11 protein-coding genes are annotated in these 14,173 nt (G+C 54.9%); 1 reads left to right on the top strand and 10 read right to left on the bottom strand.

The genetic code is table 11. From position 1 onward, the window contains the following. Positions 1-17: 17 nt before the first annotated feature. The 10 genes from MMS95_RS03440 to MMS95_RS03395 form a co-directional block, all read right to left on the bottom strand. Positions 18-701 carry a fimbria/pilus periplasmic chaperone gene (locus MMS95_RS03440; protein ID WP_004935289.1) on the bottom strand — a complete coding sequence of 228 codons (684 nt, stop codon included), beginning with the start codon at positions 699-701 and terminating at the stop codon, positions 18-20. Positions 702-757: 56 nt separating this feature from the next. After that, the gene (locus tag MMS95_RS03435; RefSeq protein ID WP_004935293.1) at positions 758-1,297 is read right to left on the bottom strand and encodes a fimbrial protein; all 540 of its coding nucleotides are present in this window, start codon (positions 1,295-1,297) and stop codon (positions 758-760) included. 626 nt (positions 1,298-1,923) lie between these two features. After that, positions 1,924-3,432 carry a PhoPQ-activated protein PqaA family protein gene (locus MMS95_RS03430; RefSeq protein ID WP_242141388.1) on the bottom strand — a complete coding sequence of 503 codons (1,509 nt, stop codon included), beginning with the start codon at positions 3,430-3,432 and terminating at the stop codon, positions 1,924-1,926. A 70-nt stretch (positions 3,433-3,502) separates the two neighbouring features. After that, positions 3,503-3,901: a hypothetical protein gene (locus MMS95_RS03425; RefSeq protein WP_160125595.1), complete on the bottom strand. Its 399-nt coding sequence runs from the start codon at positions 3,899-3,901 to the stop codon at positions 3,503-3,505. An 84-nt stretch (positions 3,902-3,985) separates the two neighbouring features. Next, on the bottom strand, positions 3,986-4,219 hold the full coding sequence (locus MMS95_RS03420) for a hypothetical protein (protein ID WP_004935304.1): 234 nt from the start codon (positions 4,217-4,219) through the stop codon (positions 3,986-3,988). Between the two features lie 131 nt (positions 4,220-4,350). After that, complete coding sequence (locus tag MMS95_RS03415; RefSeq protein ID WP_004935307.1) at positions 4,351-5,178, bottom strand: Cof-type HAD-IIB family hydrolase; 828 nt, start codon at positions 5,176-5,178, stop codon at positions 4,351-4,353. A gap of 1 nt (position 5,179) precedes the next feature. Continuing rightward, on the bottom strand, positions 5,180-10,966 hold the full coding sequence (locus MMS95_RS03410) for a non-ribosomal peptide synthetase (RefSeq protein WP_176325769.1): 5,787 nt from the start codon (positions 10,964-10,966) through the stop codon (positions 5,180-5,182). A 34-nt stretch (positions 10,967-11,000) separates the two neighbouring features. Then, complete coding sequence (locus MMS95_RS03405) at positions 11,001-11,870, bottom strand: hypothetical protein (protein ID WP_242141387.1); 870 nt, start codon at positions 11,868-11,870, stop codon at positions 11,001-11,003. Between the two features lie 108 nt (positions 11,871-11,978). Beyond that, a complete protein-coding gene (locus tag MMS95_RS03400) occupies positions 11,979-12,554 on the bottom strand; it encodes a LuxR family transcriptional regulator (RefSeq protein WP_004935315.1) in 576 nt (191 codons plus the stop codon). A gap of 704 nt (positions 12,555-13,258) precedes the next feature. Further along, the gene (locus tag MMS95_RS03395; protein ID WP_004935318.1) at positions 13,259-13,549 is read right to left on the bottom strand and encodes a hypothetical protein; all 291 of its coding nucleotides are present in this window, start codon (positions 13,547-13,549) and stop codon (positions 13,259-13,261) included. 245 nt (positions 13,550-13,794) lie between these two features. Here MMS95_RS03395 and MMS95_RS03390 point away from each other — a divergent pair, with 245 nt between their 5' ends. After that, a complete protein-coding gene (locus MMS95_RS03390) occupies positions 13,795-14,022 on the top strand; it encodes a hypothetical protein (protein ID WP_004935320.1) in 228 nt (75 codons plus the stop codon). The last annotated feature ends 151 nt before the right edge of the window (positions 14,023-14,173 follow it).

Here is a 14,173-nt window from a genome sequence, read left to right as displayed (position 1 = left end):
CTGCCTTCCCTTACAGATTAAATACCTGACTGATGTTCTTTACCTGTGCCGCCATAATCATTAATTAATTTCCAGCTTACCGACGTTGCGCCCGCCACGGGCAATGCAAACATTTCGCTGCTCATCGGCGCGATATACGCCACCTCTTTCATTTCCCGCCCCCCGATACGGACATAATGGAAGTTCATATAATAAGGCGTTGGGTTGGTGAGTTTTAATTCTGAACCGACACGCTGCCATTTCAGCTGCTGCGTCACTTCTTCGGGTACCTGGCGGAGCAGCGGCGCCGGCCGATAAATCAATTTAATGCGGGTCTTGACCGCTATTTGCAGCGTATTCGATTTACCTGTCTGTGTTGTTGAAGGAATGGATTTAATATTCATCCAATACAAGCTTTCTTTATCTTTCGGTAAGTCATCGCCCACTTTCACGATGCGCAGCATATTTTCCTGGTTGCCGTCCAACCGAAATAAAGGCGGCGTAACGATAAACGCGATTTTATCCACCCCGCTTTGTTGATTCTCCAGCCAGGACTGAATCAAATACGGTTCTTTATCCGGATTCTCCACGCTGATTGACGCTTCTTTTTTTTCGCCGTTGAATATCACCCGCGTCCCGCCAATCACCACGCCGGCGTGAACCGTAGACGCAAACAATAAAATAATGAAAGCCGCTAAGGCGCCGTAGCGATTAAAACGCATAATATTATCTCCGAGGCAATACAGCCCGCTGTGAACCAGCGGGCAAGAAAATATTATCAGTTATAATTCAGCGTAAAGGTGGCGACGCTATTGGCTTTACCGGCGGTCACATCTGCCTGCGTGGAAATATAGCGGGCGGTAAAATCGAGGTTATTTTTCACGCCGCTGCCGGAAGCCAACGGATAAGCCGTCGACGCCGTGTAAAGCGGCAGAACACTGTTAGAAATATCAGACAGTTGGATACCGACGCCGGTAGCGACATCCGTTTCCTGGGTCAGCTGCAATACGTTGCTGTCGCCGTTATCGGCCGCGCCGTCAAACTTAACGGTGGCGCTTTTTACCGTATCCGGACAATCGGTGACTTCCAGCGTGAATTTTGTCGCGCTGGACGTTGATCCTTTGCCACCCGCAAATGCCGTTCGGGCCACATCACCCAAAACAACATTTAATGGATTACTCAAGTCATTCGTGACCTTGCACGCAGCATCGACAATATTCCCGGTAAAATTAACCTGACCATCTGCTGCCAGAGCAGGTAAAGCGCTTGAACAGGCTGCCGCGACAAATGCCAACATAATCACTTTTTTTTCCATCATGGGTACTTCTCCTTTTGATTAGACAGACTTCAAAATATCCCCGCCACGGAGATCCCGGACAGGGAGAATAGGAGCCCCGCTCCTTTCACAGTTAATTATGCTTAGCTTTCCCCCTTTAGCAATACATAAAATCAATGTAAAGATGAGAAAAGATAATTACCCCAAATAGAATTAGCATCATTCTTAATTTTATTTTGAAAAAACCGCCAAATCGGCGTTTCTTGATTCATTCATCTGGCAGCAAGAGAATTTATTCTCGCGCTATTCGAAGGCGCTTTCGCCAGATCCTCCTCATTTCCCCCTCAGGCGAAAAATCAGGTGACATCGCCGTAAAATGAAAACCGGGCGAAAAAACTCGCACTGAAATAAATGACATTTATATTACGAAAGACATCACGACGCGGCGACAGCAAGAGGGGAAGCAGAATAGCAAAAGCATGGCGATAAAGGAGGGAGAATAAGGCGTTCGCCGTTCGTGAAACCGGCGCGATCATATGACAACGAGAAAATGGCGTTACGCAGAAATATTCTGTCTGGCGCCGTTCACTATTTCGAAAATAAGGCGGCAATGCGCTCTGTCGCGCATAATAACGCATTGCCGCCTTATTGTTTTTCGGCGCCGCTAATTAATCGTCATGGCGATAATCTTCACCCAGCCCTCTGCCGGGTAGGGTTTCACACGCCAGGCCATCGCCCGCGGGAACGGCGGACGGATAGTTATCGTCCGGCGTGATAAAGACCGGCGTGGTCGCGATAAACCCATCGTTGAACACCGCCTCGATAAAGGTGGCCTCCCAGCCTTGCGCCGGGACGGCCAGACGAAACTCGCCGCGATCGGCCTCCGCTGCGGCCAACGGCTCCGGGGTAAAGCGTACGCCGCACGAATAACGAAAATCTCGGGCCGTGCGGTTGTGCGCGCTCCAGCGCCGCACGGTGGCCGGCGGTTCGGAAAAACGCAGCGTGCGCACCGCAGCATCCGCGGCGCTGCCTTGCACCTCGATCGTCGGCAACGCGATATCGCGCTGGCGGCGCTTGATCATCGCCAGTATGGCGCGTTCGGCGGCCGGCCGACTTGCCGCGCGATCCCCGTCGGCAATCGCGCGCAGCGAAGCCTCTCCCGCTGAGGCGCTGAAATAGAATCGCGTGCTGTCCGGCGGATAACGTTCGTCGCCGCTGGCGATGATGACATATTTCGGTACAGCTGGCCGCGCTCCCGCCGTCGGCGGCGGATAAGCGGTGGGATCCGCTATTTGCATCAGTTTGTCGAACGCCGGCGTCTCTATGCGCCGATCGATGCCGAGTTGGTAATAAGGATGAAACGCCAACGGCCAACGGCCGCCATACGTACGATAGGTATGCTTCAAGACCTGCCGCGCCGCGACCCCATCCGGGAACATGGCGACGACGGCATCGATGCGCTCATCCGACAATGACGTCAGCCACGCCGCGGTTGCGCCGCTCGCCGCGCCCGCCACGATGAATTTATCTATCCCCCACCGGCTCAATTCGCGCTGCGCCAGCGTCATGGTTTGCGACAAGGCCGCCGTCATGGGGATCGCCAGCGGCATCATCAAGTATTCATCCGCATCGTCCAGGAACAAACGCCAGCCTCTGGCCTGGCTGTCCTCCCCCGCACGACGCCGCCCCTCATTTTGATATTCCAGGTACGGATAAGGCAGCCGGTTGACGACAATCACGACGGTGTGACTTTCCGCCGCCAATGCCGCCGGCATAGCGACGGAAAACGTCGCATTTTGCTTGCCTGCCCCGCTCGCCCCTGCGGCGGCGCAAGCGCAGTCATCGCTCATCAGCACCAACGCTTTACGGGCAAGCGCACCGTTGGGGATATAAATATCCACATCGTGCCACCATTGCGTCGGCCGGATGGCGTCTTGCGGCGACCAGGATTGCGACATCAACCGATAATGGCGTATCGACACGTCATGGCCGTTATCCACGCCCTTTAACGAATATGACAGAGGCAATATCGCCAACTGATTGTTATAACAAGGAATAACGGTGTGCAAGGCGGGATGTTCGTCCGCAAAGCAGCGATCTTCCTCTGCCGCCATGGCCTGCCGGCCGCCGATTAAGGCCAGGCAAATCAGCGCGATGTATCCGATGCGTTTTAGCATTTTTTCCTCCCCCCTTTGTCCGTGGCAAATCCCTTGTACGCCGCCTGGCGGCAGGAAACCTTCCGCGCGCCTAGAGCACCTGATGAAAGCGTATCGGATAGCCAAAGCTGTCCTTTTCGAACGCCACGTCCCTGTCGTTCTCGCCCAGCAATAGGCTGTAAACGCCGTTTTCCTCATAACGGCTCACGGCGATATACAGCACGACCTCCCGATGGTCAGCGATCGTAAACTGTTTGCGCCTGGCGTTGATTTCCAACGTAAACGCCACCACAGGATTGTTGTTCAGAAATACCGAGGTCTGCTGCATGGAGACGATCCTGCCCTGCGCTTTCTCGGTCACCTGAAAGGGCGTGGCGTCATTGGGGGCGCGTATATCCACCTTCTTTTGGATATAGATAAAGTTAAACACCGCCAACGCCACCGCCACGAACAGATTGATGGCCATGATCAAGATGATTTTATTCGCCATGAACTCTCCCTTTGCCGTTCTTGCGGCTCCCGACATGTGCGAGGTAAAAGTGCCCTTGCGGGCACTTTTCATTAAGGGCCGGGCTTATGACGATTTACGGCCAAACAGCTGCGAGAAGGCGCTAATACCGGCATCGATGACGGCGCCAATGCCCTCACCGAGTTTGGCGCCGGCGCCCGCCGCATCCGCGTGGATCCCGAATAGACCGGTACCGGCATCTACGATGGCGCCAATGCCATTGCCCAGGATTTTGCCGGCATCGGAAGCGATGCCTGCGCCGGAAACCGCCATGACTTCTGCTTCAGTCAGTTCTTTCATACTGTCTCCTTTGTATTTATCGACATGTTTAGTAATGAAAAAATGAAACCCTCACTGTTTGTTCACCTCCTTGTTATCTGCCCACGAAAGACCCTGTTGCCAATGCGTTCACCCGCGCGGCGGTGACAATGTCAGAACAGGCCGAACTCACGGCAGAGATAATCGGCAACGCCATTGCGGCTGTTGGGCAACGCAATCGGGTTAAACGGTAGCGCGCGCTTCAATTCGCCCATGGCATTGCCCATCACCACCCCCGTTCCGGCCCAGCGCAGCATGTCCAAATCGTTCATCGCATCGCCGAAAGAGAGGCAATCGCGCATCGCTATCTGTTTGGCGCTCAGATAGTCGGCCACGCTCCTGGCCTTGGAAATATGCTTATCCATGATGTCTATCGTTTCCGCAGAGGACTTACAGATGGACAGCGTTTTTCCGAAAGCCTGACTGACCTCGTCGTAAAACCGCTCGATCAGCGCCGCTTCCCCCTGCAGCAGCACTTTCAGGATCGGTTGCCGTTTCATCGCCTCCGGCTCGACATAGCGGCAAGCGACGCCCGAGGTTTTGATATAGTCGGCAAAATGCGGATTCTCTTCGGCCATCATCCATCCTTCCTGGGTGAACAACGTCACGTGGAGCGGACAGGCGAAGAGGTAATCCATCAACATCATTTGGCTGTCGCGAGGCAGGAAATAGCTTTTATCCGCCACCGGCCGCCCCTCGATATTGACCATCGCGCCATTGCAGGAGACGATCGCCGGCGAGAACCCCAAGCCATCCACAATCCCGCGCGCATCCGCATCGCAACGGCCTGTCGCGATGACGATTTCCAGTCCGCGGGCATGCAGGATATTGAGCGTTTCCACCGTCAGATCAGACAGATTTCCGGCAGGATCCAGCAAGGTTCCGTCAAGATCGCTCACGATCGCCCGGTATTTTATTTTGCCGTCGATAGCAAGCCACATATCACGCCTCCTCCGCCTGGATAATCCCGTCTTCGGCGCGGATTTCGCTGTCGGGCGGAAGGTGGGCGATCGCGAGCGCAATGGCCTGAAAACGGCGTCCTACCGCAACGATGGTCTCCTGAGCTATCTCGTGAGAATCATAAAACAGTGAAATGGCGAGCCGTTCCGCTTCGGGGAACAAGCACAGCACCGTCTGGTGGTTGCTGCCGCTGACGATATCCGTCACCTGGAACGTAAACGGCAAGCGCGGATCCTTCTGCGGTTGCGGCATGTTTTCAAACACAAACAGGCTGCCGAACGGCGAAGTGGGCACCCATTGTTCGTCGTAGCGGTTCAGTTCGGAAAAGGCGTACTTCTGCCTCAGCGTCTGGGAATCCGCGATATCGGCCAGCAATGCATAAATGGGCCGGCGGCGAATCGCCTGCAGGCGCAGCACCGGGCTGGCGACACACAGGCCAAACAGCGTCTGCACCTGCTCAATGTCCGCCGGGCGCTCGCTCATGGTCGTGCCGATCGCGATATCGTCACAGGCCAGCGCTTCGGCCAGCGCCAGCATCCAGGCCAGCTGCGTCAGTTGATTGACCGTGATCCCCTGGCGCCGGCAAAACGCAGTGAGGCTTGCCACCTGTTCCGCGCTGAATTCCGCGCCATATTGCCGCATGCGTCGCCCCTGCGGCGCGGCAGCCGGCGAAGCGCTCAACGGCAAACGTTGGTTGACCGGCGCCCCGCGCAAATAGTCCGCCCAGAACGCCTGCGCCTCGGGATCGTCGCCGTGCGCGCGCACATAAGCGGCGAAAGGCTCAAATCGGTTAATTTCCAGCGCCGGCGCGCCCCCTTCCAGCAAGGTGAGATAGTCGTTGAACCAGTGTTCGAACAGAACGCCGAGGGACCAACCGTCGAACAAGATATGGTTAAAGGTCTGCACCAGATAGTGCTCATCGGCGTTCAACTTGATCAGGCGCCAGCGGATCAACGGCGGCGCATCCAGCTCAAACGAGGTTTCTCGTTCCCGGGCCAACAGCGCTTCCATCCTTTCTTCCAGCGAGGACGGCGGCGCGTCGGTCCAATCCTCGATCGCGATCGGCGCCTGCAGCGTCTCGCAGATGAAGACGTTGGGCCGCCCACGGCGGGTTTGATCGCCAAACCCTGCGCGCAGCATTTCAAATCGCTGCAGCGCCAGCGACCAGGCCTGGTTCAACACCTCCGGCTGCAGCGGGCCGGCCACCTCATAAACGGCCTGATCGATCTGATACTCGCGGTTAAGCCGGTTGAAATACATCAATTCCCGCTGCGTGACCGTAGCCTCGAAAACGGCGGCGATGCGATGACGTTGCTGCCAGCGGTCCAACTCGGCGAGGCTGACGTTGGCATGGGGGAAGTCCCCCGGGCTGGCGAGGCGAACGCCCTGGCTCGCCTCGTGGCAACAGTGTGCGACCAGCGCCGACAGGCTCTCCCGATAGTGCGAACCGATCCGGGCCAGCGTCGCCTGCGGCAATAAGCCCGACATCACGATGCTCAGCCGGTCGCCGTGCACGTAGAGCACCAGATCCAGCACATTGTCGCTCGCCGGCAGCGCGCCGTTTTCCAGATCCGCCGTTTGGTCGATCAAGGCCCACAAGGCGTCGTCAGTCTGTTCGTTAAAGACCCCGAGATAGTTGAATGAAATGGCCGGCAAGCGGTGGCGCCGCAGGCAGGCTATCGCTTCGTCGTCCGACGCTGAACCGTATTTCAGCGCCGAATAGCCGATGCCGTGATCCGGCATCTTTCTTAATGCGTCCTTGATGGCGCGCAGCGTGTGTTTTGGGCTCTGATGCGCGGTGATGCGCAAAGGCAGTAAGGCGGTGAACCAGCCGACGGTGTCGTCGAGCTGGATCTTATCGTCATTGATATCGCGGCCATGGTGTTCGAGCGTCAGGTAACTGTCCGCACGGCCATGCCAGGCCTGCAACACCGGCGCCAGCGCCGCCAGCAACACATCGCGGGTCGAGGTGCGGTAGGTCTGATGACAGCTGTCCATCAACAGCGTCGTCAACGCCGCGTCGCACTCGAAGCGGCAAAACGCCGGACTCTGCGCCCCCTCGCTGAGCGTGGCGTAATCGGGTTGCCCGGCGATCATCGCCAACCAGTAAGCGCATTGGTCATGCCGGCTCGCCGCGTAGTGCCTTAACGTCTCGCCCCACTGCCGGTAGCTGGTGCCTTTCGCCGACAGCGATTCCCCCTGATGCAACCGTCGCATGTCTCTGACGATGATGCGCCAGGACACCACGTCGATGATCAGATGATGGAATGCGCAGAACATCAGCGCGTAGCCGGGCGCGCTGCTGTCGAAAATGTAGACGAAGCGGCACAGCGGCCCTTCTACTGGATCAAACCCCGATTGCCATTGATGCAGAAGTTCGGCGCGGCTTTGGCGACAAAGCGCCAGGTCATAGTATCCCCATGAAGGGCCGCCGTCGGCCACCGACAGATAGCGCTGCGCGACCAGCGCGCCGGCGTCGTCGGCGCTAAACCGCGCGCGCAGCATGTCATGGCGCGACGCCAGCCCGTTCACCAGATCGGCCACGCGCTCGGCGGACATCGGCGGCACCCGCACCAAAAAAGTCTGGTTGAAGAAGGCGCGATGTTGCGGCGGCTGCTCGTTGTACCAGCGCTGAATCGGCAGCAATTCGAATTCGCCCTGCAGCTCGCCCTGTTCATTGAGCGGCGCAATCGCCTCCCGTTGCTGCAAAATGCGCTTGGCCAGCGCCCGCGCATTCCGGGTTTCGAACACCGCACGCGAGTTGCTGTGATAGCCCGACTTGCTCAATTCGCTGGTGAACACGATGCTTTGGATCGAATCGCCGCCCAAACGAAAGAAGTCGTCATCCACCCCTACCCGTTCAACGCCGAGGATCTCCGCCCACAGGGCGCAAATCAACGCCTCCAGCGCGTTCTGCGGCGCGGCATATCGCTCGCCTTGCGCGAATTGCGGCGCGGGCAGCGCCGTGCGATCCAGCTTGCCGTTCACCGTCAGCGGTATCTCGTCGAGCGCGACATAGCTGGACGGCACCATGTAATCCGGCAGGATCCGCTCCAGCCGGGCGCGCAAATCGGCAGGATCCAGCGGCTCGCCCCGCGCCATCAGCACATAAGCGGCAAGGCGCTTGCTATCGCGATGGACGACATCCACCACGACGCATTTCTCGACGCCCTCCAGCGCATTGATCGTATTTTCTATTTCGCTGAGTTCAATTCTGAAACCGCGGATTTTTACCTGGCAATCGTTTCTGCCGAGATACTCCAGATTGCCGTCGCGCAACGCTCGCACCCGATCGCCGCTTTTATACAAGCGTCGCCCGTTCAGCGTAATGAAACGCTCTTGCGTCTGCTGCGGCTGGTTGAGATAGCCGCGCGCCAGCGCGTCTCCGCCGATATACAGCTCGCCGGCCAGCCCTGGCGGCAACGGCTGCAGCCAGCGATCCAGCACATGAAGTTCGCGCCCCGGTATGGCTCGCCCAATCGGGATGCTGCTGCGGGTTTCGTCCGCCGCGATGGCGTACATCGTGGTGAACGTGGTGCATTCCGTCGGGCCATAGCCATTGATGACCTGCTGCGGGCGGTTGGCTTGCCGCACCAGGCGCTGCATCAGCGTGGCGGTCAGCGCCTCCCCGCCCACCAGCAGACAGCGCAGCCCGGCGAACAGGTCGGGGTGACTGAGGTAAAGATGATCGAACAGGCTGCGCGTCGCCCACAGAATCGATACCTGCTGCCGACGCAGCAGGGCTTCCAGCTGCGGCACATCGCCGGCGATATCCTCCGTGTCGCGCACGACGACCAATTTGGCGCCGTTGAGCAATGCGCCCCACACCTCGAACGTCGCCGCATCGAACGCCGGGCTCGAGAGGAAGAGCAACGCGTCATCGGGCGTGACAGCGATGCCGGACGCGGTCGCCAACCCGCACATCGCGTGTTGCTCGAGCATCACGCCTTTCGGGGTCCCCGTCGATCCCGAGGTATAGATCACCGCGCCGAGCCGGTCGGCGCCGGTGACGGCCGGCAGATTCTGCCGCTCGTGCGGCAGGCGGTTCAGATCGCCCAGCGCGAGGACAGACACGGCGTGCGGTATCATCGCCGCCAGCGCCTCGGCGACCGATTGCAGGCTTTCCCCGGCGATGAGCACCGGCGCGCGCGTTTCTTCGAGAATATGCCGAATGCGCGCCTGAGGATAATTGCAGGAGAGCGGCACATAGGCCGCACCGGTTTTCAGCACCGCCAGCAGCGCCACCACCATTTCCAGGCTTTTCTCGCTGTACAGCGCAATCAGCGTGTCCGCCTGGGGAGCGCCCCCGGTCAGCGCTTGGTAGCGGAGCGTAATTTCGCGCGCCAGGCTATTCGCCATGCCGTTCAGCTCACGGTAGCTGACATACAGCCCCTCAAACTCCAGCGCAATCTTATCCGGATAACGCAGGGCGATCGCCTCAAACCGGGCGCTGAGGGTTTCTCTCGGCAACGCGGGGGCCGCGTCGTCATCTGGCGGCATGTCGGCGGCGGGATAAAAGGCGAGGTGGCGTAAAGGCGCGTCAGGCGCGCGCATCGCCGCTTGCATCAAGCGCATGAAATGTTCCGCGCAGTCGCGCATATCTTCTTCGTCAAACATGTCCTGACGAAAACGCAGCCGGAACTGCAAGGCATCGCTGTCGGCCCGATCCTCATATTCCAGGGAAAGCGACGCGCTGGCCATATCGTGGTTGGCTTCAAACAGCGGCGAAGTGGCGCAATCGGCCAGCGCCAAGGCCGCATCGCGCAGGTTGGTCTGGGCAAAGGAAATCGGCAGCGCGCGGATCCCCAGCGCCTGCACCACCTGTTGCGTGGGCAGTTGGTTAAACCGTTGGCGCGAGTGCGGCGCCGCGGCGGTAATAAACGCCAGCGCGCGTTGATAAACGGCGGCGAAGCCTTCGCCGTCACGCAGCGAGAGGGGCATCACGCTGGTGTTTACATGCCCGCCAAGCGCAAATCTTTGCCCTTTTTTTATCGACACCGGATAGCTGATATAGACCGTTTCCTGATTGCCGCTGCGCGCCATCAAGATGCCCCACAGCACCAGCAACGCCAGAAAGTCATTCATTCGCCGTATTCCCGCGCCCTGCTTCAGCGCTTTCCATTGCGCTTTGGGCACCTGGAAACGCAGCTCGGCCGCCTCATCGCTTCGCACGGCGCCGCTTTTCTCAAAGGGCACGTCTATCGCGCCCAAATTTGCCGCTTCGGCCCGCCAGTGCGCCAGCGCTCCGTCGGCGGCCAGTTGTTCCACCTCGCGCTGCAGCTGCCGGTTGATGGCGGCAATCTCGGCCGCCTCGAGGCGTGTCGATAACCGCTGTTGACCATAGTACTGGCTCACCAATGAGAAAAACTCGTCGGAAGACGCGCCGTCGATCACCAGATGATGGCCCACCAGCGCCAGGGTATAGCGCCCCGCCCCCTCGGCGAAAAGCGCCCAACGATAAAGCGGCCCGCGGTAAATGTCGAAGGGCTGGCGAATCACTTGGGTCAGCAGCGTGCGGTCCGTGTAATGCTGCAAAGGATGGATTGCGTCATTGCGACGCCAATACAGCTCGCCATTCTGTTCATGAATATGGCTGTTCAGCAGGACATGATCTTGCACCAGCGCATTCAGCGCAGCTTGTAATCTGATGGGATCCAGCGCGCCCTCAATACGCTGCAGCACCAATACGTTGTAATTACAGCCCTCTGGATGGCGGTCATATTCATCGATAAAAACTTTTGAATAGGGTGATACAGGAATCTCTTCCATGACAAACACTCCATTTAGAATACACGTGCCCTGCTTAACGGCGATCCATGCGGCATACCCAAACCTCTTTCGGCATCAGCTCGCTTATCTTTTCTGAGTAATAACCGATCAGCATGTTGATGCGCTTTTCTGCAATGACCTCCGCCGCCTGAGCGCAAATCGACTTGTAAAAACCAATAGGGATCATCACTTTGCAACGGCTATGCAGGTGCCGACAAACGCCGATGGCCCAGGAAAAACACTCCCTGGAAGGATTGGAAATATCCAAAAGTTCGGCACACTCACTGGAACAGCCAATCACAGCGTAGAGATTGCCTTTATTGATATAATGAATTTTATGATAAAGAGGATGTTTTTCAATATATTCAAATGCGCGATGATCTTTTTCTCGCCCCAGATTATTGATAAAACTGGCCTGCCGCGCTTGGCCGCCCTCGGTAAAACGAAAGGCCATAAACTTATCAGGCTTTAAGGTTAATTCGACGAAGGGATAGATTTGCGTATTGGTGGTTAAATACTTTCTGAAAATCTTTTCATAAATCCTGATCTTCCTGTCATCGGAAAAGCAGATATCCGCCGCCACATCCGAACGCTTAGCCTGCAGGAAAAAATCTTTCAAGACGGTGGAAGATTTGACCTGACGGTGGATCCCAAGATCGCCAAGCATATTGACGTTAAAAGACAATTTATTGATTTTAAAAGGATAAAAACTGGATACAAACATCCCGAGATAACGTTCTTGATCCTTGTAAAATATGCCCGTTTTTTCCATCGGCGCCCCACAATGCGGATCGAGCAAATGCTTCCAGTGCAGGAAACGCTCCCCGCCCAAATCTCTGCCATAAAGTTCCTGCAATAATTTGAAATGATTATGAGAAACCGCTTCCCTCACAAAGACAGCCATGTTTTATCTCCCTATAAAACCGATTCCATGCCGGGCGGAAATCAATAAAAGATGACCGCTCAGCGCCGCTTATAATACGGCGCCGGACCGTTCGCTTCCTTTCCCTGATTAACAAGAGTCGCTGTGCATTTTTAACCAGCGCAAGAATTCAATATTATTATCGATGTTCAGTTTTCTCATGGCCGAACGTTTATGAATACTCACCGTTTTCGGGCTGATGCCGAGCAACATCGCCGTTTGGTTTTGTGAATAGCCCAAATGGATCAAACGGCACACTTTCCCCTCGCTAAAGGTCAACTGGGTACGGCAACGCGGGCAATAGCTTGAAACCAAACTATTTTTCTTGCGATAGCAGAACATGACCTTGTCCACGATCGCCGCCACGCTGTCTTTGCGCGTAATACTTCCGGCTTCCAAATTGCAATGAATTTTAGGGAATGTCTTTTTATGCTCCAATATTGAAAAATAGAGCGGAATAGAAGAAAAGTTGCCCTGCAAAAGCTGGGTATGGCAAAAATTTATGGACACCCGCTTGTCCGGCGCCCTGAATATGATGTTGGCACGTTCTTCTCCCGTGATCTTGGCCTTAATGCCATTCGTGAGAAAACCTTCTTGCAAGGCAAGACTCAACCCCAGCTTGAAGAATTGATTTTTATCCACAATAGCGATATTGACGCGCTCCATTAACAAACCTCCCTTTTGACTACGCTTGCTCACTCTCCTTACTGCAATATCATTGCTGTGATTATTTTTTGTTTTAACGTGCTTTTTAATAAAAAAGCGTTATAGGCGAAGCAAAAAAAGCCATGCCTCGCAAAAGTGCATTTTATATAGGGTTATATAACTCATCTGCCCTGGAGAGCATACAAAAGCAAGACGCGGTAAGCTGCCGCGCTTCGCAAGGGAAATTGTTATCGTAAGATATATTTATAAGGCATCATTGCCATCAGCATCACGGTGCTAAGATTTTTCTCTGATACGTTAATTTTACTCCAAGAGCGCAATATATCCAGATAAATATCGAAAAAACACATAATATAGAACATAACATTGCGCGGCATTGATTGTTAAGAGAATCCGTTTATGCATTAGGAATTTACTTATGATAAAGGCAGGATAATGCTTTTTTCGCCCGTGGCGGCGGGATCATCGCAGACCCTATTAAACAGAGTATAACCATATTCATTTTATTGTAAAAAAATTGCATAAAAAAAAGCTACACTTTATGGCAGTAAGTGATTCCCGCCCTTTCATGTAGACGGCAACAAAAAAGAAGAAGGCGAACCCATCGGCCGCCCACGCAAGAAACGCCAGGTAGGATTAAAGATTTTTCAGGAGTGATGCGCAGCGCAGAGAGATAACGCGGCATCGTTGACGAGCAGGATGAATTATATTTTTTTGATCCTCATCAGCTTTTTGGCCTCCAGGCAGGAAACCAATCCGAGGTGATCTTTTTTTAGCTGCTTGTCGCTCCCAAGAGGAAGAATGACTTTGAACGTTTGCAACTTACCGTGATTATTATAGATATCAAAGACTATCACCGGCGGGCCATAACCCAGGATCATGCAGTCTAAAAACCGCAAAACGGCGCACCCCAAGCGGCTCCTGGCCTCGCGGATAATTTTATCCGCAAGCTCATCATACCGGAAAGGTCTTTCCGGCGTCGTCAATACCTTCATAAGGTCTCCCTTCTGGTATATATCATTCCGATTTAAAATAATAACCTCATAAAACCGCCGCCGTTCAAGGCGAGTGAGATATAACAATCCAGACTTCGGCAATATATAATCTAACGCTGCAAAATCAATCTAACAAAAAACACAATAGTATAAAAAAACAACGCGAGTTTTATTGAAAAAATGACCTGATTTGCAATAATGAAATGGCCTGAAGTAAAGGGCTAACTGAAAAAGGAGTTTCAATCATGAAAGAACTATCCGCAGTAGAAATTGAACAAGTTAACGGTGCTGGTTTTTTTGGTGACGTAGGCACACTGATTGGCAGTGCGGTAGGTACAGGTATTGATACCATTTCCGCGATTGCCGGTGTTAACCCGGATGCCAAAACCGTTGTCGGCACCATCGGTAAAGGTATTGGTCTGGCTGTCGATGCGCTGATTTCCAGCGGATTGCAGATCATCTCTAAACTGTAATAACAACTCATAATCATCCCTTCCTATTTTTTAATTCGCTTCATTTTAAGCACCTTCGCGGGTGCTTTTTTTTTTACTTCAAAGAATCAAAAAATAGATAAGGTCAGAAAAACCAATATCCAAAAAAACAAGCTGGGTATCACCATGATAA

The sequence above is a fragment of the Serratia sp. PGPR-27 genome (assembly GCF_022678525.1).
GTDB classification, from domain to species: Bacteria; Pseudomonadota; Gammaproteobacteria; order Enterobacterales; family Enterobacteriaceae; genus Serratia; species Serratia nematodiphila.
Note: the sequence above shows the minus strand (reverse complement) of the source record. Positions and strands in the feature narration are given on the sequence as shown.